A 21521-nucleotide genomic window follows, 5' to 3' on the forward strand; every position below is an offset into this window, starting at 1 on the left:
GTTTGCCCCAAGTAATGAAAAAGCGTCCGCTGCCGCACCATGCCCTCGCGGTGCCGTTTTCACAAGGGCTCCGTACACTGAGGCCATGACATCCAGCCTCCAACCAAAGCCCGCCGCACAGGCGCTCGATACGCCGCCGGACGATCACCTCTGGCTCGAAGACATCGACGGCAAAGCCCAGCTGGACTGGGCCCGCCGGGAGAACGCGAAGACCGTCGAGGCCTATGCGCAATCGCCCGCCTTCAAGGCGCTCGAAGCGGGCATCCTCGAAGTGCTCGACTCGGACGACCGCATCCCGATGGTCCGCAAGATCGGTGCGAACTTCTACAACTTCTGGCGCGACAAGGACCACCCCAAGGGCCTCTGGCGCCGCACCACGCTGGCCGAGTACCGCAAGCCGCAGCCGGCATGGGAAACCGTGATCGACATCGACGCGCTGGCCGCGGCAGACAAGGAAAACTGGGTGTGGCACGGCGCCGACTGCCTGGAGCCCGACTACCGGCGCTGCCTGGTTTCGCTCTCGCGCGGCGGTGCCGATGCCGACGTGGTGCGCGAGTTCGACCTGCACACCAGGCAGTTCGTCGAAGGCGGCTTCACCTTGCCCGAGGCGAAGAACCACGTGGCCTGGAAAGACATCGACCACCTCTACGTGGCCACCGACTTCGGCCCGGGCTCGATGACCAGCTCCAGCTATCCGCGCATCGTGAAGGAGTGGAAGCGCGGCACGCCGCTGTCCAGCGCCATGACGGTGTACGAAGGCGCGCACGAGGACATGTCGGTGAGCGCCTATCGCGACAACACGCCGGGCTTCGAGCGCGACTTCGTCTCGCGCCAGATCGACTTCTACGAAAGCGAAACCTGGCTGCGCGCCGCCGACGGCGCGCTCGTGAAGATCGACGTGCCCGACGACTCCAACACCGACATCACCCGCGAGTGGATGCTGATCGAGCCGCGCGAGGACTGGACCGTGGGCGGCACCACCTACCGCTCGGGCTCGCTGCTGGCCGCGAAGTTCGACGACTACATGGCGGGCAAGCGCGAGCTCACCGTGCTGTTCGAGCCCGACGACACCACCGCGCTGGACGACCATTCGTGGACGCGCCATCACCTGATCCTCAACGTGATGCACGACGTGGTGAACAAGCTGGAGGTGCTCACGCCGCCGCCCGCCGGCTCGGGCGCATCGATCGCATGGAAGCGCGAGAGCCTGGGCGGCGCGCCCGCGCTCTCGACCATTGCGGCCGCCGGCATCGACGAGGACGAGGGCGACGACTACTTCCTCACCGTGAGCGGCTTCCTGCAGCCGACCACGCTCTACATCGGCACCATCGGACAGGGCGAGCCCGAGGTGCTGAAGATCAGCCCCGGCTTCTTCGACGCCTCGCGCTACGCCGTGAGCCAGCACTTTGCGGTGTCCAGGGACGGCACGCGCGTGCCCTACTTCGAGATCGCCGCCAAGGACCTCAAGGCCGACGGCCGCAACCCCGTGCTGCAGTACGCCTACGGCGGTTTCGAGATTTCGCTGCAGCCCAGCTACAGCGGCAGCATCGGCCGCGCATGGCTGGAGAAGGGCGGCGTGTACGTCATCGCCAACATCCGCGGCGGCGGCGAGTATGGGCCGCGCTGGCACCAGGCCGCATTGCAGGAGAAACGGCTGCGCACCTGCGAAGACTTTGCGGCGGTGTCCGAGGACCTCATCGCGCGCAACATCACCTCGCCCGCGCACCTGGGCGCCATGGGCGGCAGCAACGGCGGCCTGCTGATGGGCAACATGCTCACGCTGTACCCGCAGCTCTACGGCGCCATCGTGAGCGAGGTGGCGCTGCTGGACATGCGGCGCTACACGCAGCTGTCGGCCGGCGCCTCGTGGATCGCGGAGTACGGCGACCCCGAGCAGCCCGACGAGTGGGAATTCATCAAGACCTTCTCACCCTACGAAAACGCGAAGCCGGGCCAGGCCTATCCGCCCGCGCTCTTCACCACCTCGACCCGCGACGACCGCGTGGGCCCGGTGCATGCGCGCAAGATGCACGCGAAGCTGGCCGCGCAGGGCCATGCCACCAGCTTCTACGAGAACCTGGAAGGCGGCCACAGCGCGGCCTCGGACAACAAGGAATCCGCGTTCATGGATGCCCTGGGTTATGCGTACCTGTGGCAGCACATCGGAAGGCCGGCGGCATGAGCATTTCCACTGCATCCACCCTCGCGCTGATCGGCGCGCCGACCGACATCGGCGCCAGCGTTCGCGGCGCGGGCATGGGCCCCGACGCGCTGCGCGTGGCGGGCCTGCCGGAGGCGCTCGCGCGGCAGGGCTTTGCCGTCATCGACCGTGGCAACCTCGCCGGCCCCGCCACGCCGTGGACCGCGCCCGCGAACGGCCTGCGCCACCTGGACGAAGTGGTCGCCTGGAACCGCTCGGTGTACGACGCCGTCGACAGCGCGCTGGGCGCGGGCCATGTGCCGCTGATGCTGGGCGGCGACCACTGCCTGGCCATCGGCTCGATCAGCGCGGTGGCCTGGCATGCGCGCAAGCGCGGCAAGAAGCTGCGCGTGCTGTGGCTGGATGCGCACTCCGATGTGAACACCGAAACCACCAGCCCCAGCGGCAACCTGCACGGCATGCCGGTGTCCTGCCTGCTGGGCCACGGGCCCGCGGTGCTCACCGGCTGGAGCGGGGAGCCCGCGGCGCTGGCGCACGAGTCCATTCGCTTCATCGGCATCCGGAGCGTGGACGCCGACGAGAAGGAAGCCATTCGCACGCTGGGCCTGAGCGTGTTCGACATGCGCCACATCGACGAGCACGGCATGCGCACCACCATGACCGAGGCGCTGCAGGACGTGGACGACGACACCCACCTGCATGTGAGCTTCGACCTGGACTGCCTGGACCCGAACATCGCGCCCGGCGTGGGCACCGGCGTGCGCGGCGGGCCGACCTACCGCGAGATGCAGCTGTGCATGGAAATGATCGCCGACACCGGCCGGCTGGGCTCCGTCGACGTGGTGGAGCTCAACCCCGCGCTCGATGTGCGCAACCAGACCGCCGAAGTGGCGGTCGAGCTCATCGAGAGCCTGTTCGGCAAGTCGACGCTGGTGCGCTGACGGCGCCCTAGGATCAGGGCCGCTCGACCTGCGCGTCGCGGGCCTTGTTCACATAGCCCTGGTAGGCCGGCAGCGCGATCGCCGCGACGATGCCCAGCCCCACGATGATCGGCAGGAGCCATGCGCCGATGTTGACGCTCAGGGTGTTCGGCGGCGGCGGCGCGCCGAAGCGGTTGCTGCCCTTGGTGCCCGGCTTGAAGACCCAGATGAGCGCGACGAAGGGAATGAGCGCCAGAAAGAGCATCCAGCCCGACCAGTCCATGTCGTGCGAGCGCTGGATGCCGATCAGCACGTAGAACACCAGGTACGGAATGGCGATCACCATGGTGACCAGCGTGACGGCGCCTTCCGATTTGCCGACGCCGGCAAGCCCGATCACCACGCCCAGCGCGATGGCCGCCATGATGAAGATCAGGTACGAATAGAACGAATACGCCAGAAAGCGCACCCGCCCGATCCGGCCCTTGGCGGACCACAACTTGACGGGCTGCACGCGCGCCTCGTCGTACATATCGGCCACCGCCGCATTGGGGGCGGCATAGGGGTTGGAACTCAGCATCTCTGACATGGCCTTCTCCTCTGTTGTTGGAATGGACATTGTGGTCAGGGAGGCCTACAGAAGGCCAGCCCTTTTGACGGCGTGGTAGCGATTCACCAACGCCACGGCAAGCTCCGACGGCTCGACATCGACCGACAGCGGATCGTTGCCGACCACGCGGGCGAAGGCGTCGCGCCGCGATTGCTCGAACAGGTGCGCCGCCGCCACATCGACCGCATCGCGCGCCTGCGCCATCGGCTGCCCGGCGATGCGCGCGAGCACCCGCTCGCGCAGGCTCGCGACCAGCACCAGGTGCTTGCGGCGCAAAAGCTTGATCGCGGGGCGCAGCTCGGCGGCATCCTCGTCGCGGAAGTTGGTCAGCACGATGACCAGCGCGCGCCGCCGCTGCACGCCCAGCAGCGTCTGCGCGGCCAGGAGGTAGTCCGAATGCGTGGCGCCGGGCTGGATGTCGTGCAGCCGGTTCATCAGCGCATTGAGCGTGGCCGTGCCCTTGCGCGGGGCGAAGTCGCGCCGCTCCTCGGGCGGGCTGCCGAAAGTCATGGCGCCCACTTCGTCGCCTTCTTTCAGCGCCACGTAGCTCAGGAGCATCAGCGCGTTGAGGGCCTCGTCGAAATGGCTGCCGGCCTGCTGCGCGGCGCCGCCCTCGTCGGCGCGCATGCGGCGGCCGCAGTCGAGCAGGAAGAACACGCACTGGTCTCGGTCGTCCTGGAACTCGCGCACGATCGGGCGGCGGTGCCGCATCGTGGCCTTCCAGTCGATGTGGCGCAGCGAATCGCCGGTCTTGTAGTCGGCCAGTTGCCGGAAGTCGGTGCCCAGCCCGCGTTGCGCATAGGTCTTGATGCCGATCTGCGCCAGCCGCCGGTCTCCCGAGAGCCACGCATAGCGCGCGAGCGCCGCAAAGTTGGGATACACCCGCACCCGCCGCGGCTCGCCCAGCGTCTGGCGCACCTCGAAGCTCCCCGCCCGCGTGCGCCAGCGCAACTGCGTGGCCCCGAACTGCGCCACCCCGCGCTGCGTGGCCGTTGCCGTGTAGCGCAGCTCGACCCGCGAGGCCGGCGGCACCGTCACCGCCTGCGGCAACCCCTCGAACGCGAAGTGCGCATCGAGCTCGTCGAACACCGCCACCTGCCAGCCCTGCGCGCCTTCGTTGACCAACGACAGCGTCAGCACCGTCGGCACGCCCAGAGAGAAAGCGCCCGGCAACGTGCGCTCGATGCGCAGCGGCGCGGCGCGCCACAGCCGCCAGCTGCGCCAGACATCGAAGCCCACACCCACGAAGCCCAGCAGAAGCAGCACGCCAAGCACGGCCGCGACGCGATTGACCGGCACCCCGAAAAGCAGCACCACAGCGGCCACTACGGCCACGCCCGCCAATGCCAGCACCAGCGCCCGCGAAGGAACAGCAACCACGCGCCTCACCGCCGCCTTGCCCCCTTCGTGGACCACGGTGGAGCCGGCTTTGCCGGGCCACCCGTGGTGCCCCCGGTAGGGGGTTGGCGAAGCGACACGAAGTGCGCGCAGCCTGGGGGCGAGTCCAAGTACCGCCTGGGGGAGGTCATAAGCGCGGTGCTTCCACGCTGTCGCGCGCGGCGCGCAGCAGGTCGTCGACGCCCACGCCTTCCAGCTGCGCATCGGGCGAAATCATCACCCGGTGCCGGAGCGCCGGCAGCGCCTGGCGCGCCACGTCGTCGGGCGTGACGAAATCGCGCCCGCCCATCAACGCGGCGGCACGCGCCGCGCGCACCAGCGCCATCGTGCCGCGCGGCCCCGCGCCCGACGACAGGCCCGGCCAGTCGCGCGTGGCCCGCGCGATGCGCACCGCATAGTCGATCACCCGCTCGTCGGCCTGCACCAGGCAGGCCAGGCGCTGCAGCTCGATCACCTGCGCTTCGTCCAGGCAGGGTCCCACCGCCTCCAGGGGGAACTGGTTGCCTGCCCGCTGCAGCGTGGTGAGCTGCACGATGGCGTTTTCTTCGGCGTGGCTCGGAAAGCCGATGTCGATCTTCAACAGAAACCGGTCCAGCTGCGCCTCGGGCAAGGGATAGGTGCCCTCGGTGTCGATGGGGTTCTGCGTGGCCATCACCATGAAGGGCTTGGGCAGCGGCATGGCCTTGCCTTCGAGCGTGACCTGGTACTCCTGCATCACTTCGAGCAATGCGCTCTGTGTCTTGGCCGGCGCGCGGTTGATTTCGTCGGCCAGCAGGAGGTTGGTGAACACCGGCCCCTGGTGCACGCGCAGCGTGCCGATGCCGCCGTCGCCGCGCACCGAGGGGTCGAGCACCGAATGGCCGGTGATGTCCGAGGGCATCAGATCGGGCGTGAACTGCACCCGCGCATAGCGCAAGGTCATCGCCTGCGCCAGCGCGCGCGCGAGCAGGGTCTTGCCCAGCCCCGGCACGCCTTCGATCAGCACGTGGCCGGAGGCGACCAGCGCCACCAGCGTCTGGTCGACGGCTTCGAGCTGACCGACCACGGCCCGGCCGACTTCGGCGCGGAGGGTTTGCAGCCACTGGGACGCACGCGTCAGTTCTTCGGGGGAGATGGCTTGCATGGAGGTCTCTGGTTTCAGAAGGAGGTGGTGGTGGAGGGTGAGGAAGGCAAAACAGATGAAGGCTGGCGCGGCCCGTTGGCCTCGAGCCGGCGGCGCGCGGTTTCGAGCACCTCCAGGTCGACCGCCATGGCTTCGGGGGCGCGGGCGCGCGCGGACATCGCGCGTGTGAGCATGGCCGCCGCGAGCCCCGTGGCCTGTGCGATCGCGGCCGCGCGCGCAGGCGGCGCCAGATCGCGGTAGCGGCGCAGGTGGCGGCCGGCGGATTCGTTGAGCGCGCGCAGTTGCGCCTCGTGCAGCGCGCCGCTGCCGTGCATGTGCAGGAAGCCGGCGGTGCCGCGCACCTGCTCGGCCATGGAGCGGCGGTGCGTGCCGGCCGAAAGCGCCAGCGGCCCGAAGCGCACCGCCGCGCGCCAGAGCGCCACGGCGAGCGCGAGCAGGCCGACGACCATGGCCGCCCAGCCATGGCGCCAGATCCATTTCAGGAAGGGCTCGCGCGCCTCCTCCATGACAAACCAGACCTCGCTGCCGGCCCGGGCCTGGAACGCGGCCGTGGCGAACAGCGCGTTGTCCGCGCGCAGCAGGCTGGTGTTGTGCAGCAGGCCCCAGGGCATCACGGTGACGGTGCCGCGGCCCACGCCCACGCGAACCGCCTCGGTGCCGCTGGGCCCCTCGGCCGCCCACAGCGCCGGCTTCTCGTCGGACGGCAGGTATTGCGTGCCCGACCATGCGGCACAGAGCCTGAAGCGGCGGCCGCCGGCGAAGCTGGCGGGCACGGTGTCGGGCTCGACCACCGAATGGCAGTCTTCGTCTTTCGCGTCCTTCTCGGCCTGGTCGCGCGACTTCTTTTTGGACGGCGGCGTCGGTATCGGCGTGTCCTTCTTGACGACCGGCTTGTCTTCTTCTTCCACCAGCGGCACCCAGTCTTCCAGCATGTCCTCGCCGACGAGGTAGCTGGGCATCACCAGGTGGCCGCCCTGCTCGACCCACGCGCGCAGGCGCTGGCCGCGCTCGGGAAACAGGTCCCAGTGGTTGGAGGCGAGCACCAGCCGCGCCCCGGCGGGCGGCATGGCATCGAGGCTGTCGCGCTTGACCACCTTGGCGCCCAGTTCGCGCAGCAGCGCCTGCGTGGCGTACAGCGAATTGGTCCTGGCCTCGCCCTTGGCGGGTGTGGGCACCTCGGCGTCGGCCCATTCGGTGGCCGAGACCAGCCACGCACCGAGCAGCACCAGCGCGAGCACCGACGCGATGCGGACCAGCCAGACGTTCATGCGGGCACCTCGCCTGGCGTGCCTGCCGGACTGCCCGCCGCAGCGCCTGTAGCCGCGGCCACGGAAAGATGCGCGTCGAACTCGGCGCACACGGCCAGCACCTGCGCGGTGGCGGGCAGCCGGCCCCCGTAGGCCGCGAGCTGCCATGCATCGACCAGCCGCACGAAGAAGGCCTGCGGCGCCGGGGCGAGCCGCGTGGCCGAGAGCGCCACGCATTCGCCTTCGGTGCTCGCCGCGCGCACCGGCACGCCATGCAGATGCACCAGGCGCGACAGCGCCCCGCGGTACAGGAGCGACAGCGCCTGGCGTTGCTGGCCGCGCTGCCACAGCGCGGCGGCTGCCTGGCCGATGTCGTCGGGGAGGGTCTCGGGGCGGATGTCCAGGCTGCCGACATGGCTGGGCAGCGCCTCCTTGCCAGGCCTGGCGCCCACGGCGCGCACCTTCACCCAGCGATGGATGCGCACCGCGAGCCACGCCAGCGCCAGGGCGCCCAGCGCCCACACCAGCCAGCGTGCGCCGTCGGCGATCGAGCGCACGAAATCGCGCAGCCAGTCGAGGCTGTCGGTTTTCTTCTCGGGCTCGTCTTCTTCCTCGTCGCGGTCCTTGAAGCGCAGCTTCTTCTCGGTCTTGGTGCCGGGCATGTTCGGATCGGCGCGCACGCGCTCGGCGGCGGCGTTCACCTGCTCGCGCGTGACCGCCTGGGCCGGCGAGGCCGGTGCCGCGGACGCGGGCGTCCATGCGGCCGGCGCGCCGGCTGCGAACAGCACGGCCAGCGCCCAGGCCAGCAGCCGTGGCCGGGTGTCAGCGAAAGCCACGCCGGAACTCCTGTTCGATGTCCCAGGCCTCGAGCTCGACCCGGCGATTGAGATACATCGCAAAACCGGCCGCCACGTAGAACGGCTCCAGCACCCCGACGACCAGCGCGTAGGCCGCCGCGGCCAGCAGGCTCTCGCCCGTGCTGCTGGAGATGAGCCAGGTCATGACCTCCTTCGCATCGCCTTCGGGCGCGAACCAGACCAGCAGCGACAGGAGGCCGACATTGAGCGCCATCTCCACATTGGCAAAGATCAGCTGCATGCCGGTGGCTGCACCGCGCCGCGCGCGCAGCAGTTGGGTGCGGCGCTTGCGGCGCGCGCCGCCGCGCTGGCCTTCGAGCTGCTCGATGGCCTGCGTGAACGAACGCCAGGGCGAAAAGCGCCGCCACGCCAGCGTGCGCAGCCATTGGCCGCCCCAGACCGCGCGGCGCTGCGCCCACAGATCGGCCCAGCGCGTGTCCTGTCCGAACACCGCGCGCGACAGGATGAACAGCAGGCTGCGGTCCAGCCAGGGTTTGAGCCAGAAGATCACGAGGGTCGGCAGCCAGCCGGCGATCTCGACCGTGCAGAACGCGAGCGCCACCACCACCAGATACACCGGCAGGAAGGTGAACCACACCGAGCGCGCGTGGTGGCGCACCAGCGTGGCGCCCAGGTCCGCCGCCTCGGCCATCGGCCGGGGGCGCAGCACGATCGCGAGGCCGTCAACCTGCATGGCCGGCCTTGGTCGTTGTTGCGGTCGCGGTGGCCGCTGCGGCCGTTCCATTGGAGGCCGCCGCGCGCGGCCGGCCCTGCCAGCCCAGGTAGGCGAGCACCAGCACCCAGCAGGCACCGCCCACGCCGTACTTCACGGCCGGTGCCACCCAGCGCGCGGAGGACCAGAAAGCCTCGACCGCCGCCGCCACCAGCAGCAGCCCGATGACGCCGTAGATCACCACCACCGCGTGGCGCGAAGCCAGCCGCAGCGCCTCGAGCCGGGTGTGCCGGCCGGGCGCGATCCACGAATAGCCCAGCCGCAGGCCCGCGGCGCCCGCCAGCACGATGGCCGTGAGCTCGAAGGCCGAATGCGTGACGATGAAAGAAAGGAAATTCTGGGCATGCCCAGCGCCGATCAGGTAGCCGCCGACCGCGCCGATCTGCGTGCCGTTGAACACCAGCACCACCGCGCTGCCCACGCCCGCGAAGATGCCCGCCGCGAAGCAGCGGAAGCCGATGCCGATGTTGTTCATGATGTAGTAGCCGAACATCTGCCAGTCGTCGCCGCCGCTGCGCGTGCGGCCCAGCGCGCCGGCGCGGTCGCCGTACATGGCGTCGAACTGCTGCACGTCGCCGGCGTCCAGCAGGTGCAGGATGAAGCCGGGGTCGCGCCAGGCCGCCCAGCCCGCCACGAGCAAAGGCCCGAAGAACATCAGCGCGGCCACCAGCATGTAGGCGCGGTGCGCGCGCACCGCTTCGGGAAAGTCGACCAGCGCGAGGCGGCCGAAGCGCGCGAGGCCATAGTCGTGCTGGCGGTAGATGAGCCGGTGCGCGCTTTGCGTGAGCGTTTCGAGCCGCTGCGTCAGGTGGATCGGATAGGCGCGTGCCTGCGCCAGCGCCAGGTGCTCGCAGACGCGGCGGTACAACGTGGCGAGCCGGGCGCCGTCGAACTTGCGTTTGGTTTCCGCCAAGGCGATGACGGCTTCGAGTTCGGCCCAGAGGGGCGCGTAGGCGGTTTCGAAATCGAGCGGGGTCATCGGCCTGCTCCTCCGCCGCCGGCGCCCGGCCGGAGCTCGGCGCCGGCTCTGCGGCCCAGCACCCATTGCGCCACGCCCAGGAGGCGCTGCGAGGCGGTGGCGCCGGCGCTGTCGGGGCCCAGCACGGGCTCCGCCACGCGGGCCAGTTCGTCGAAGCGCTCGGGCGTGAGCCGGCTCGCGCGCCCGGCCCACGAGACCACCGCCAGTTGCTCGCGCGCCGAAAGCGGCCGCGCCGGTGCCTGCGGCTCGGCCTTGGGCACTTCGCCATGCAGGCTCACCTGGTCGCTGAACACCACCAGCGTGCCCGCGGCCAAGTCGCCCAGCCGCTTGCTGTCGCCGCGCCACAGCATCGACACGATGCCGGCGGCATAGAAGGACGGCACGAAGTCGGCCGCGCGCAGCAGGTTGCGGATGAGCGAGGCGGCGGGCGTGACCGGCAGGCCCGAGTCCATCACCACGCGCAGCCCCATCACCCGCTTGCCCGGCGTGGCGGCGGCCCGCGTGAGCTCGAAGATCACCGGGTACAGCCACTCCAGGCAGAAATAGCTGATGAGCAGGATCCCCACGCCCATCTTGCCCAGCAGGCCGACCGTGATGGAAATGCCGACGAAGATGCCCAGGCGGATCGCGAAGTCGATCAGGTAGGCCAGGCCTCGCGCCACCAGGCCGGCAGGGCGCAGCGAGAGCGCGATGCCCTCGGGTGTTTCGGCGGTGTGGAGCGTGTCGAGGCGCACGGGGCGGCGGCCGGCGCTCAGGCCTGGACCACGATGGTGTCGGCGATCTGGTCGTGCAGGCAGCGGCGCGATGCACGGAAGATGAAGAGGCAGTCGATGAACAGGAAGATCTGGCCGGCCATCGGGATCACGCCGGCCACGAACATCAGGCTCTCGCGCAATCCCAGGATGCGGCCGATCGAGGGCTTCGATCCGTCGGGACGGACGATGCGGATCTTCAACAGCAGCTTGCCGATGGTCTGGCCGCGGGTGGCCAGCAGGTAGCCGTGCATGGCGAGGTAGAGCAGAAAACCGATGGCGGCGCTCTCGACCTGCGGCTCCCAGAGGCTCTGGCCTTCGTCGTCCCAGATGTTGATGGGGGTGAGCACCGACAGCAGCCACATGACTGCGACGGCGATGCCCCCGTCGAGCATGGCGGCGAAGAAGCGCTTGCCGCGCGATGCGAGCGCGCCGGGCTGTGTGCCGCCCGGCTCCACCACGTCTTCGACGTGCGATTGCGGCGGCGCATAGCGCGCGTCCTGCGATTGCCCTTCCATGCCCTCTCCTCCCCGAAACGACTGGTTTCGGGGATTCTAGTGGGTGACTTTTTCAAGGCGGCCTGTTTCGGCGGCCGCCGCGTCAGCCTCGGTTGGGCGAAGGCGTCACGGGGAAGGTGGTGGCGGGCGCGGGGTTGGGCTGAGGCTCGCGCGACGCGGCCGGCATGTCGGGCGGTGCGTCGGCGCCGCCGCCTTCGAGGAAGCGGTCGAGCAGCGTGAAGAAGCGGTCGTAGAAGCGCTCGTCGGTGAGGGTTTCGCTGGCCACCTTGACCATCGCGTCGTCGCTGCCGCCGAAGGGCAGCGACAGCGAGCCGATCGCACCCACGCCCACGCTGGCGGAGTTGTTGACCTTCTTGATGCCGTAGCGGTCCTGCAGCGCGGTCGCGAAGGCCACGGTGCTCTGTGCGCCCGACTTGCCGCCCTCGCGCGCGCAGACGACGCGGAACTCGACCTCCACATGCACCTCGACGGCGGGCTGGAAGCTCTTGCGCCCGGTCACCAGGTCGGCGTTGGCCGCCGTGATCATGTAGCCCTGGCTCAGGAGCGCGCGTCGGGCGGCCTCGCAGGTTCGGGCCTCGCTGGCGGCGTAGTTGCGCGTGTGGGTGGTGGTGGAGTCGAAGTCCTCCGGCTCGTAGGCCACGCGCCGCGTGCTGCTGCCGCAACCGGCGAGAACGAGAGCCGACAAGAGGCCGAGGACCAGCGCCGGAGCGCGAAGAGAAGAAAGAGTCATGGCGTCACGAAAGAGGGCCGGCATGGCGCGGCGGAAGCGAACCTGCGGTGCAAGCCGGCGGCATGCGAAGCCGCGCCGGCAAGGCTTCGAGCATGGCCGCGCGCTGTCGTTCCCATGCCGTGCATGGATTTTCAGGACCAGTGCAGCACGTGGTGGGCGCGTGCCCGGGTCGCCGCGATCAGCCGCGCGTTGGGCGCGTCGGTGCTCGCCACCCAGTCGCGCGCGGCCTCGGCGCTGCGGCCGAACTGCCGGTGGCGCTGCATCAGGCGCTCTTCGCGCACCGCATCGTCGATGTCCACGTACCAGACCTCGTCGAGCATTGCCGCCGCGCCCGCCCAGGGGCCGGCGTCGTGCAGCAGGTAGTTGCCTTCGGTGATGACGAGCTGCGTCGAGGGCAGCACTGCGATGGCACCGGCAACCGGCTCCTCGATCTCGCGGCGGAATTCGGGGGCGTAGACGATGTCGCCATCGGGCCGCTGATTGCGCAGGCGCTGCAGCAGGGCCACGTAGCCGGCGCTGTCGAAGGTGTCGGGCGCGCCCTTGCGATCGGCGCGGCCGAGGCGTTGGAGCTCGACGTTGGCGAGGTGGAAGCCGTCCATGGGGACGACTTGGGCGCGGTCGGCACCCACTGCCTGGCGCATTGCCAGCGCCAGTGTGGACTTGCCGGCACCCGGCGCACCGACCAGCCCCAGCAGCTTTCGCTGCCCGCTGGCCATGAGGGCCTGCAGACGGGCAAGGCCGCCGGCGGGAATGGGAGGGACGTTTTGCTGGGGGATGGTGGTCATCCCCCGAGCGTATCGCCCCTCGCCTTCAATGGCCGGTACTCAGGGGTACAGGCCGCGCTCCTGGCGCGCCATCAGGATGCGCTCGCAAGCCACCGCGTAGGTGGCCGTGCGCAGCGTGATCTTGTGCTTGTCGGCCGTGTCCCAGATCTGGTTGAGCGCGTTCATCATGATGCGGTCCAGGCGCACGTTGATCTCGTCCTCGTCCCAGAAGAAGGACGAGAAGTCCTGCACCCATTCGAAGTAGCTCACCGTCACGCCGCCGGCGTTGCAGATCACGTCGGGCACCACCAGCACGCCGCGCTCGGCGAGGATGTCGTCCGCCGTGGGCACCGTGGGGCCGTTGGCGCCTTCGAGCACCAGCTTGGCGGTGGTTTTCTGTGCGCGCTCGGCGGTGATCTGGCCTTCGAGGGCGGCCGGGATCAGGATGTCGCAGGCGGTGTCCCAGAAGGCTTCGTTGGGCACCACGTCGCCGCCCTTGAAGGCGATGACGCCGTCCTTGTTGGCAATGGGAATCAGCGTCGCCAGGTCCAGGCCGTTGGTGTTGACGATGGTGCCGGTGTGGTCCTGCACCGCCACGATCTTGGCGCCCGCTTCGGCAAAGAGTTCGGCCGCGACCGAGCCCACGTTGCCGAAGCCCTGCACCGCGATGCGCGCGCCGCGCAGGTCCATGCCCAGACGGCGGGCCGCTTCACGGCCGGTGACGAACACGCCGCGGCCGGTGGCCTTGACGCGGCCCAGCGAGCCGCCAAGGTGCAGCGGCTTGCCGGTGACCACGCCGGTGGCGGTGCCGCCGACGTTCATGGAATAGGTGTCCATCATCCACGCCATGATCTGGCCGTTGGTGTTGACGTCGGGCGCGGGGATGTCGGTGTGCGGGCCGATGATGATGCCGATCTCGCTGGTGTAGCGGCGGGTGATCTTCTCGAGCTCCTGCAGCGAGAGCTTCTTCGGGTCGACGCGGATGCCGCCCTTGGCGCCGCCGTACGGCAGGTTCACGGCGGCGGTCTTGATGGTCATCCAGGCCGACAGGGCCATCACTTCTTCGAGCGTGACGTCGGGGTGGAAGCGCACGCCGCCCTTGCCCGGGCCGCGGCTCATGTTGTGCTGCACGCGGTAGCCCTCGAAGTGGGCGATGGTGCCGTCGTCCATTTCGATGGGCACGTCGACGATCAGCGCGCGCTTGGGGCGCTTCAGGGTTTCGACCCAGCGGGCCAGCGGGCCGAGGTACGGCACGACACGATCGACCTGGGACAGGTACGTTCCCCACGGGCTGTTGGCGGTGGGGGAGACGAAGGAGAGCTTTTCACTCATGACAGAACCCTTGGGTTGGAACAGGTGGCCGCAACGATAGACCTCTACTCGCCGCAGCGCCATGGCTTATGCGCGCCGCGCTGACGGTTATGCAAGAGAGGTTGGACGGCGTTGTCCGGGCGCAGATGACCGAACTGTCATCGGCGGGTTATCGGCGGCACGGCTGCGCTTCATAGAGTTGGACGCATCCATCCACCACCTCAAGGAGTCAACGAATGAAGCCCTCTTCCACCACCCGCATCCTGGGCGCCGCCACCGTTGCCGCGCTGCTGGCCATCGCCTCGGCGCCCAGCTTTGCCGGCAACTACGCCGAAGGCGATCCGCGTCCCGTGCCCTTCGCCTCGGCCACGACGCGCGCCGCCGTGACGGCCGATGCGCAGCAATGGCGCAAGGACGCGCCCACGCAGGGCTACACGGACGGCATCTCGCAGCACGCAACCGTGGTTTCCGCGAACACCCGCGCGGCCGTGGCCGCCGACACGCGGCTGTGGATCCAGTCGGGCCTGGCCGCGCAGCAGGGCGGCGAAGCCGGTGCCGACACCACCCGCCCCGCCTACCGGCAGGCCGTGGCCGAATACCAGAAGCTGCGCGCGAGCCCCGCCTATGGCGCGCTGGTGGAGCAGCTCGCCACCCGGCAGGCGACCGCACAGCCGCAGACCAACCTTCGCTGACGGGCGGGCGGGCTGGTTGGCCAGCCGCTTGCCCATGCCGGCGCGTACCCAGGGTAGGCCACAGGGCATTTCCTTGGCTCTATCTCCTATGGCCAGGGCCTCCAGGCCGCATCTTCTGCAACGAATGGATGCACGCGCCGGATAATCCACCGATGCTCGACCTGGACCGCATCGACCTGCGCCTCTTGAAGATCCTTCAGGAAGACGGACGCATCACCAACCTCAAGTTGGCCGAGGCGGTGGCGCTCTCGCCCACCGCGGTGCTGGCGCGCGTGCAGCGGCTCACGCGCGATGGGTTCATCCTGGGCTACGAAGCCCGGCTCGATCCGCACAAGCTGGGCCGCGGCTTCACCGTGTTCGTCGAGGTGCTGCTGGACCGCACCACCCCCAATGTGTTCGACCAGTTCAAGGCCGCGGTACAGGTGCGCGAGGAGATCATGGAATGCCACATGGTCGCGGGCGGCTTCGACTACCTGCTCAAGACCCGCATGGCCGACATGGCCGCCTACCGCGAGTTCGCGGGCACGGTGCTGTGGCAGTTGCCCGGGGTGCGCGAGACGCGGACCTATGCGGTGATGGAAGAAGTGAAAAGCAGCGCGCGGCTGCTGCTGGGAATTTAATTCAGGAAAAAAACAATAGAGGGTCGCTCAACTGTCAGGGCATCCTGCCAAGACAAACGCGATTTTCTTATAAGAGCACTTATAAATGAATATTGTGCCCGTGCGTTTTTTCTCAGCTACACAGCGGCGCAACTGAGGATTTCGTGAAAAATGTATTTTGTAGAGTGCTCTACGCGCCGTCTCGTGCTCAAGCTCTATCCACGTTTTCCGCTTTTTAGAGAGTTTTCTATTAATGAGCGAAGCCCTTCAAACCCTAGAGAAGTCGGCTTAATAATCGCCACCTTCACTTCCGGATCTACGCCAATTTTTGCAGCCTCCGTGACACCAATAGTTAATTTATTAAATGCCTGTTGAAGCGTCTGCTTAGGCGCACCTTGATCTCTGGCCTGCGTTAAGTGATCTTTCAAGTCAGCGGAGATTTCCGAATTCAAACGCAAAGACCTTCCAATAGTTGCGACAGCGTATCGAGCGTCTCGGAAAATAGAATTATTATATTTAGAGTAAAGCTGCCCAAAAGCAACCCCCATCCCAGTCAACGCAAATGCGGCGTTATCATTATCCACCTGTGGCGCTGAAATTTCGTCGTTAAGAGAATATGCCGCAAGCATCACATTTTCAGAAAAATTACCCCACTCCCCCTCCGCGACAGCCCACTCAAAGAAATACGATCTTTCACGATGGATACCTCCTTCAGCCGAACGAAATAACTTCGCGGCACGGTCAGGCTTTTTCGCACGCCGATATAAATTTGCAAGATGCGTTCTCGTAATAGAATTGCTTGGCTCAACAGAAAGAACAGCCGTAGCAATTTTGATTGCCAAATCGGTTCGACCAGAATTAAAAAAGTGATTCGAGATATCAAACCGCCATCTTGCAGGATTTTCGGGGAGAAAATGATCATCATTAATTTCCTGCACAGCGGCCACAGCCAACCCCACAAATATCTCACCTATATCTTCACTAAAATCTCGCTCCAACATTGCAACTATGGTGCTTGCAATTTTTCGATGTCGCGTGAAAACAAATGAGGAAGTAGATGTTGCTGCCGCTTCTTGCCCCAATGGCACGAGCACATTTCTATGCAATCGGTCCACGGGGAAATCGAGCTTTTTTGCAAGAACTCTTTTAGATAGAAATTCCAAACCCTCACTATGCATCGCAGCGATTAAGGCTAATGCATCCTTTAAAGTTGCGCCTCCTTTAATAATTTCCCGTTGCTGCAATCGCTCCAACATCACCCGCGCGTGCAACTCCAAATCAGCCCCACTTCTTGCGGTAAGCAGTGCGCCAAAAAAGGCACCATCGGCCGTTTTTGCTTCGAATTTTGCTTGGCTCTCTAGAATTGAGGCACGCCGAACCTCGGGAGTATTCTTCAGATTTCCCAGCCCTTCGTCGCCAAAGCTTTACCATGCTGAAACGATAGATTGCGCATCTGCTATGTCAAGTCCAGATAGACGCTCTGACCTTAAACTGACACCGACTCTCCAATTTAAATTCTCAGCCCCCGAAGCCCGCCAATCTGAATCTCGGCAAGCGAGCAGACAATGAACACGCCCTTGCAATTCGTCCGGCAAGTTTTGAAAAAAGGATAACAATTGATGCACGCAATTGTCGGCTTCATCAATCAAAATTAGCCAGCTGAAATCTCCAGTCATTACCGATAAGAGTTCATGACCTAAAAACTCCTGACTTTCATCGCGTCGTTGAAGAATGCACCATTTCCCGCGCTTGCCTATTTCATAGGCAGCTTGCAAAATCGCAGTCGTCTTTCCTTCACAGCCAGCAGCCAGAAGCAATCCAACAATCGGCACCCCAGATGTGCCGGCTGATTCAAAAAAATTAACCAGCCGATTAACAACTTTTCTTCTCGGAATCGATATGGAAAGTGCAGTGCTCCAATCAGGAACCGCTCCGTCAAAAAACCTGATCGCCGACTCAATTGCAAGAGGTCCTACAAACTTTTTAAGCCCGGCGGGCTCAGCCATAGACCACCCCTTCGGGGGATTTTTTGGAGGGGCTAGCCGGCTAGGCAATGAATTTGAAGCGCGCCCCGGAAAAGGGTAAGATCACCAATCTCCGGTTTTCATGTTATCGGGAAATGCATCTGAAACAATCGCCCAAGACTGGTGATCGGCGATCCAATTCATTGGTTGAAGCTTTATTTCGCTTGTCGAAACATCCGCTTCCCCCCACAAGAGTCCGTTTTTCCAGCGCTCTCCTTCTCGCGCTTGAAAACACGAACCCGCCTGAATCGCGAGATACATGTTTCCACCTCCGTATGTGGGTTCAGCCCAAGCATCATGAAGATGGCCATGGAGATAAATTGATCCATGCAATCCGAGAAGGCTTTTAAGCATTTTCTGCTCATGCTTAAAAAACCAGTCGATTGGATGATGACCAAGCACAAACTTTATTTGCTCATTTTTTACAGCATCTAATGCATTCTCCAGCAATGTTTTTCCCGGAGTAAGACGTCCTTCATCATCATCTCCCTTGGTGAGCCAAGCCGTATTAATTCCAACGATCCCCACCTTTATTCCGCGAACATCAAATCCAGTAAAAAATGCACCTTTCTCTCCGAATATCTGAACACCGCAGGCAGTCAAATCTGCTTGCTGATACGCCGCGAATCTTGGCTCGAAGATTTTTCTTAACTTTCCTCCGTTCGGCGTCGAATCAAAGTATTGACTTTTGGGGCCAACCATTTCATCGCGGCTAAAAGCAGGGTTTTCTCTTCGGTCAACATCGTGATTTCCGGGGACAGCAAAAGTCAATCTCTTGATGTCCCCTCCTATTATTTCCTGTAGCGGCGTTACAAATTCGAGCCAGAAAATTTCATACTCTTTATCCGCACCTTTGTTGGCAATATCGCCGGTTATAAACAAAAAATCCGGACTGAATCCGGCTACCTTTTTGCTTTTAACGTGCTCCAAAATGTAGGAAAACATCTTCCTTGTTGCGTATTCGTCTTTACCCACATGAAAATCGGATACATGGAGCCATCGCACGATTTTTTCCAAATTTCCCAAAAATTGCTCTCCTATTTTTAATTAATCAAATAAATCTGACACGTCGCTTCAGTTCGATTTTTGTCATCATTTTTGCTACAGCTTCTATCGCTTGCCAAAAATCGCGGTGCCGACCCGCACCATCGTGCTGCCGGCGCTGACCGCCGCTTCGAGGTCGGCACTCATCCCCAGCGACAGCGTGTCGATGTCGATGCCCGCTTCGCGGATCGCGTTGAAAACCGCCTGCGCGCGCAGGCACAGCGCGCGTTGCGCCGCGAAATCGGGCGCCGGTTCGGGGATCGCCATCAGCCCGCGCAGCCGAAGTTGTGGCAAAGCCGCCACAGCGCGGGCGAGCGCCAATGCCTCTTCCGGCGGCACGCCGGACTTGTTGGCACCGCCGTCCACGTTGACCTGAAGGCACACCTGCAACGGCGGCAGATGCGCCGGCCGCTGGGCCGAAAGTCGCTCGGCGATCTTCAGCCGGTCGATGCTGTGGACCCAGTCGAAGTGCTCGGCCACGGGCCGCGTCTTGTTGCTTTGCAGAGGGCCGATGCAGTGCCATTCGAGGGTGGCGCGCAGATCGGCGAGCGCTTCGATCTTGTCCAGCCCCTCCTGCACATAGTTCTCGCCGAAGGCCGACTGGCCCGCCGCATGCGCCTCGCGCACCGCCTCGGGACCGAAGGTCTTGGACACCGCCAGCAGCCGCACCCCGGCCGGGTCGCGGCCGGCCGTTACACATGCCGCCGCGATCCGCGTCCTTACTTGCTGGAGGTCGTCGCCAATCATCGTCATAATCGTCCAAAATCGTATCAAAACGTCACCGAACTCGATCCGAGGAGCCCCGTGGACATCACCCAACTGCTGGCATTCAGCGTCAAGAACAAAGCCTCCGACCTGCACCTGTCGGCCGGGCTCCCGCCCATGATCCGCGTCAACGGCGACGTGCGCCGCATCAACGTGGATGCGCTGGACCACAAGGGCGTGCACGCCATGGTGTACGACATCATGAGCGACACGCACCGCAAGCACTACGAAGAGTTCCTTGAGGTCGACTTCTCCTTCGAAATCGACGGCCTCGCGCGCTTCCGCGTGAACGCCTTCAACCAGGCACGCGGCGCGGCCGCCGTGTTCCGGACCATTCCTTCGAAGATCCTCACGCTCGAGCAGCTGAACGCGCCGAAGATTTTCGGCGAACTGGCGCTCAAGCCGCGCGGGCTGGTGCTGGTGACGGGCCCCACGGGCTCGGGCAAATCGACCACGCTGGCGGCGATGGTGAACTACCTCAACGAAAACGAGTACGGCCACATCCTCACGGTGGAAGACCCGATCGAATTCGTGCACGAATCCAAGAAGTGCCTGATCAACCAGCGCGAAGTGGGGCCGATGACGCTGTCGTTCTCGAACGCGCTGCGCTCCGCACTGCGCGAAGACCCCGACGCCATTCTGGTGGGCGAGCTGCGCGACCTGGAAACCATTCGCCTCGCGATGACCGCGGCCGAAACGGGCCACCTGGTGTTCGGCACGCTGCACACCTCGTCGGCCGCCAAGACCATCGACCGGATCATCGACGTGTTCCCGGGCGAAGAAAAAGAAATGATCCGCGCGATGCTGTCGGAGTCTTTGCAGGCGGTGATTTCGCAGACGCTGTGCAAGACCAAGGACGGCCAGAGCCGCGTGGCGGCGCACGAGATCATGCTGGGCACGCCGGCCATCCGGAACCTGATCCGCGAGGCCAAGGTGGCGCAGATGTACTCCACGATCCAGACCGGCCAGGGCTCGGGCATGCAGACGCTGGACCAGAACCTGATGGAGCTGGTGCGCCGCAACACGATTTCCGCTGCCGAAGCGCGCGGAAAAGCGAAGATCCCCGAGAATTTCCCCGGCTGATCCACAGCCCACCGGAGCACCGACATCATGGAACGCGATCAAGCCAGCCAGTTCATCAACGACCTGCTCAAGCTCATGGTGAGCCGCAACGGCAGCGACCTGTTCATCACCGCCGACTTTCCGCCGGCCATCAAGGTGGACGGCAAGGTCACCAAGGTGTCGCAGCAGGCGCTGGGCGCACAGCACACGCTGGCGCTCACGCGCTCGGTCATGAACGACCGGCAGGTGGCCGACTTCGAGCGCACCAAGGAGTGCAACTTCGCGATCTCGCCGACCGGGATCGGGCGCTTTCGCGTCAACGCCTTCGTGCAGCAGGGCAAGGTCGGCATGGTGCTGCGGACCATTCCGGCCAAGCTGCCGACCATCGACGGCCTGGGCATGCCGCAGATCCTGAAGGACGTGTCGATGACCAAGCGCGGCCTCACCATCATGGTGGGCGCCACCGGCTCGGGCAAGTCGACCACGCTGGCCGCCATGATCGACTGGCGCAACGAAAACTCCTACGGCCACATCGTCACGGTGGAAGACCCGGTCGAATTCGTGCACCCGCACAAGAACTGCGTGATCACGCAGCGCGAAGTGGGCATCGACACCGACAGCTGGGAAGCGGCGCTCAAGAACACGCTGCGCCAGGCGCCCGACGTGATTTTGATGGGCGAAATCCGCGACCGCGAAACCATGGAGCACGCCGTGGCCTTCGCCGAAACCGGCCACCTCTGCATGGCCACGCTGCACGCCAACAGCGCCAACCAGGCGCTGGACCGGATCATCAACTTCTTTCCCGAAGAGCGCCGCGCGCAGCTCCTGATGGACCTGTCGCTGAACCTGCGCTCGCTGGTGTCGCAGCGCCTGGTGCCCACCGAGGACGGCCAGGGCCGCGTGGCCGCCGTCGAGGTGCTGCTGAACACGCCGCTGATTTCCGACCTGATCTTCAAGGGCGAAGTGGGCGAGATCAAGGAGATCATGCGCAAGAGCCGCAACCTGGGCATGCAGACCTTCGACCAAGCGCTGTTCGACCTGTTCGAGAGCCACTCGATCAGCTTCGAGGACGCGATCCGCAACGCCGACTCGGCCAACGACCTGCGGCTGCAGATCAAGCTCAACAGCCAGCGTGCGCGCAGCACCGACCTGGCGGCGGGCACGGAGCACTTCGCGATCGTCTGATCCCGGGTCGTCCCGGCACATCCCAAAAGAAGGGGACGGCGCCGGGG

The 21521-nt window shown here is 65.4% G+C and carries 22 protein-coding genes; 6 read left to right on the plus strand and 16 right to left on the minus strand.

The annotated features are described in order from the left end of the window. Positions 1–85: 85 nt before the first annotated feature. The gene (locus ABIC90_RS20945; RefSeq protein ID WP_354357475.1) at positions 86–2182 is read left to right on the plus strand and encodes a prolyl oligopeptidase family serine peptidase; all 2097 of its coding nucleotides are present in this window, start codon (positions 86–88) and stop codon (positions 2180–2182) included. Next, positions 2179–3102 carry an arginase gene (gene rocF, locus ABIC90_RS20950; protein WP_354357477.1) on the plus strand — a complete coding sequence of 308 codons (924 nt, stop codon included), beginning with the start codon at positions 2179–2181 and terminating at the stop codon, positions 3100–3102. The genes ABIC90_RS20945 and rocF overlap by 4 nt, the downstream gene beginning before the upstream one ends. A gap of 13 nt (positions 3103–3115) precedes the next feature. Here the strand turns inward: rocF and ABIC90_RS20955 are convergent, their stop codons facing one another. From ABIC90_RS20955 to ABIC90_RS21010, 12 genes are all read right to left on the minus strand, one after another. After that, positions 3116–3670: a DUF805 domain-containing protein gene (locus tag ABIC90_RS20955; protein WP_354357479.1), complete on the minus strand. Its 555-nt coding sequence runs from the start codon at positions 3668–3670 to the stop codon at positions 3116–3118. A gap of 45 nt (positions 3671–3715) precedes the next feature. Then, positions 3716–5071 carry a DUF58 domain-containing protein gene (locus ABIC90_RS20960; protein ID WP_354357481.1) on the minus strand — a complete coding sequence of 452 codons (1356 nt, stop codon included), beginning with the start codon at positions 5069–5071 and terminating at the stop codon, positions 3716–3718. 145 nt (positions 5072–5216) lie between these two features. Continuing rightward, positions 5217–6212: an AAA family ATPase gene (locus tag ABIC90_RS20965; RefSeq protein ID WP_354357483.1), complete on the minus strand. Its 996-nt coding sequence runs from the start codon at positions 6210–6212 to the stop codon at positions 5217–5219. 14 nt (positions 6213–6226) lie between these two features. Next, complete coding sequence (locus ABIC90_RS20970) at positions 6227–7480, minus strand: DUF4350 domain-containing protein (protein WP_354357485.1); 1254 nt, start codon at positions 7478–7480, stop codon at positions 6227–6229. Continuing rightward, entirely contained in the window at positions 7477–8295 is an 819-nt protein-coding gene (locus ABIC90_RS20975) for a DUF4129 domain-containing protein (RefSeq protein ID WP_354357487.1), read from the minus strand. The genes ABIC90_RS20970 and ABIC90_RS20975 overlap by 4 nt, the downstream gene beginning before the upstream one ends. Continuing rightward, positions 8282–9010, minus strand: a complete 729-nt coding sequence (locus tag ABIC90_RS20980; protein ID WP_354357489.1) for a hypothetical protein — start codon at positions 9008–9010, stop codon at positions 8282–8284. The genes ABIC90_RS20975 and ABIC90_RS20980 overlap by 14 nt, the downstream gene beginning before the upstream one ends. Next, complete coding sequence (locus tag ABIC90_RS20985) at positions 9000–10028, minus strand: stage II sporulation protein M (RefSeq protein ID WP_354357491.1); 1029 nt, start codon at positions 10026–10028, stop codon at positions 9000–9002. The genes ABIC90_RS20980 and ABIC90_RS20985 overlap by 11 nt, the downstream gene beginning before the upstream one ends. Further along, positions 10025–10762 carry an RDD family protein gene (locus tag ABIC90_RS20990; protein ID WP_354357493.1) on the minus strand — a complete coding sequence of 246 codons (738 nt, stop codon included), beginning with the start codon at positions 10760–10762 and terminating at the stop codon, positions 10025–10027. Before ABIC90_RS20990 ends, ABIC90_RS20985 begins: the two co-directional genes overlap by 4 nt. Positions 10763–10779: 17 nt before the next feature. Beyond that, complete coding sequence (locus ABIC90_RS20995) at positions 10780–11298, minus strand: RDD family protein (RefSeq protein ID WP_354357495.1); 519 nt, start codon at positions 11296–11298, stop codon at positions 10780–10782. Positions 11299–11380: 82 nt separating this feature from the next. Next, a complete protein-coding gene (locus ABIC90_RS21000) occupies positions 11381–12028 on the minus strand; it encodes a DUF2242 domain-containing protein (protein ID WP_354357497.1) in 648 nt (215 codons plus the stop codon). A gap of 131 nt (positions 12029–12159) precedes the next feature. Then, entirely contained in the window at positions 12160–12813 is a 654-nt protein-coding gene (locus tag ABIC90_RS21005; RefSeq protein ID WP_354357498.1) for a nucleoside/nucleotide kinase family protein, read from the minus strand. A 39-nt stretch (positions 12814–12852) separates the two neighbouring features. Then, positions 12853–14124: a Glu/Leu/Phe/Val family dehydrogenase gene (locus tag ABIC90_RS21010; RefSeq protein ID WP_176661906.1), complete on the minus strand. Its 1272-nt coding sequence runs from the start codon at positions 14122–14124 to the stop codon at positions 12853–12855. 215 nt (positions 14125–14339) lie between these two features. On the opposite strand from ABIC90_RS21010, the gene ABIC90_RS21015 reads away from it, so the two are divergent. Continuing rightward, entirely contained in the window at positions 14340–14795 is a 456-nt protein-coding gene (locus ABIC90_RS21015; RefSeq protein ID WP_354357499.1) for a DUF4148 domain-containing protein, read from the plus strand. Between the two features lie 152 nt (positions 14796–14947). Continuing rightward, positions 14948–15415, plus strand: a complete 468-nt coding sequence (locus ABIC90_RS21020) for an Lrp/AsnC ligand binding domain-containing protein (protein WP_354357500.1) — start codon at positions 14948–14950, stop codon at positions 15413–15415. A 194-nt stretch (positions 15416–15609) separates the two neighbouring features. On the opposite strand, the gene ABIC90_RS21025 is transcribed toward ABIC90_RS21020, so the two are convergent. From ABIC90_RS21025 to ABIC90_RS21040, 4 genes are all read right to left on the minus strand, one after another. Continuing rightward, positions 15610–16650, minus strand: coding sequence for a tetratricopeptide repeat protein (locus tag ABIC90_RS21025; protein ID WP_354357501.1), 1041 nt, complete (start codon positions 16648–16650; stop codon positions 15610–15612). Between the two features lie 168 nt (positions 16651–16818). Next, a complete protein-coding gene (locus tag ABIC90_RS21030) occupies positions 16819–17400 on the minus strand; it encodes a hypothetical protein (protein WP_354357503.1) in 582 nt (193 codons plus the stop codon). 81 nt (positions 17401–17481) lie between these two features. Next, the gene (locus ABIC90_RS21035; protein WP_354357505.1) at positions 17482–18423 is read right to left on the minus strand and encodes a metallophosphoesterase family protein; all 942 of its coding nucleotides are present in this window, start codon (positions 18421–18423) and stop codon (positions 17482–17484) included. Between the two features lie 105 nt (positions 18424–18528). After that, a complete protein-coding gene (locus ABIC90_RS21040; RefSeq protein WP_354357692.1) occupies positions 18529–19215 on the minus strand; it encodes a YggS family pyridoxal phosphate-dependent enzyme in 687 nt (228 codons plus the stop codon). A 51-nt stretch (positions 19216–19266) separates the two neighbouring features. Here ABIC90_RS21040 and ABIC90_RS21045 point away from each other — a divergent pair, with 51 nt between their 5' ends. Next, positions 19267–20310: a type IV pilus twitching motility protein PilT gene (locus ABIC90_RS21045; RefSeq protein WP_013543830.1), complete on the plus strand. Its 1044-nt coding sequence runs from the start codon at positions 19267–19269 to the stop codon at positions 20308–20310. A gap of 27 nt (positions 20311–20337) precedes the next feature. Next, entirely contained in the window at positions 20338–21474 is a 1137-nt protein-coding gene (locus ABIC90_RS21050; RefSeq protein WP_354357508.1) for a PilT/PilU family type 4a pilus ATPase, read from the plus strand. Positions 21475–21521 lie beyond the last annotated feature (47 nt).

This window comes from Variovorax boronicumulans (assembly GCF_040544675.1).
Taxonomy (GTDB): Bacteria; Pseudomonadota; Gammaproteobacteria; order Burkholderiales; family Burkholderiaceae_C; genus Variovorax; species Variovorax boronicumulans_D.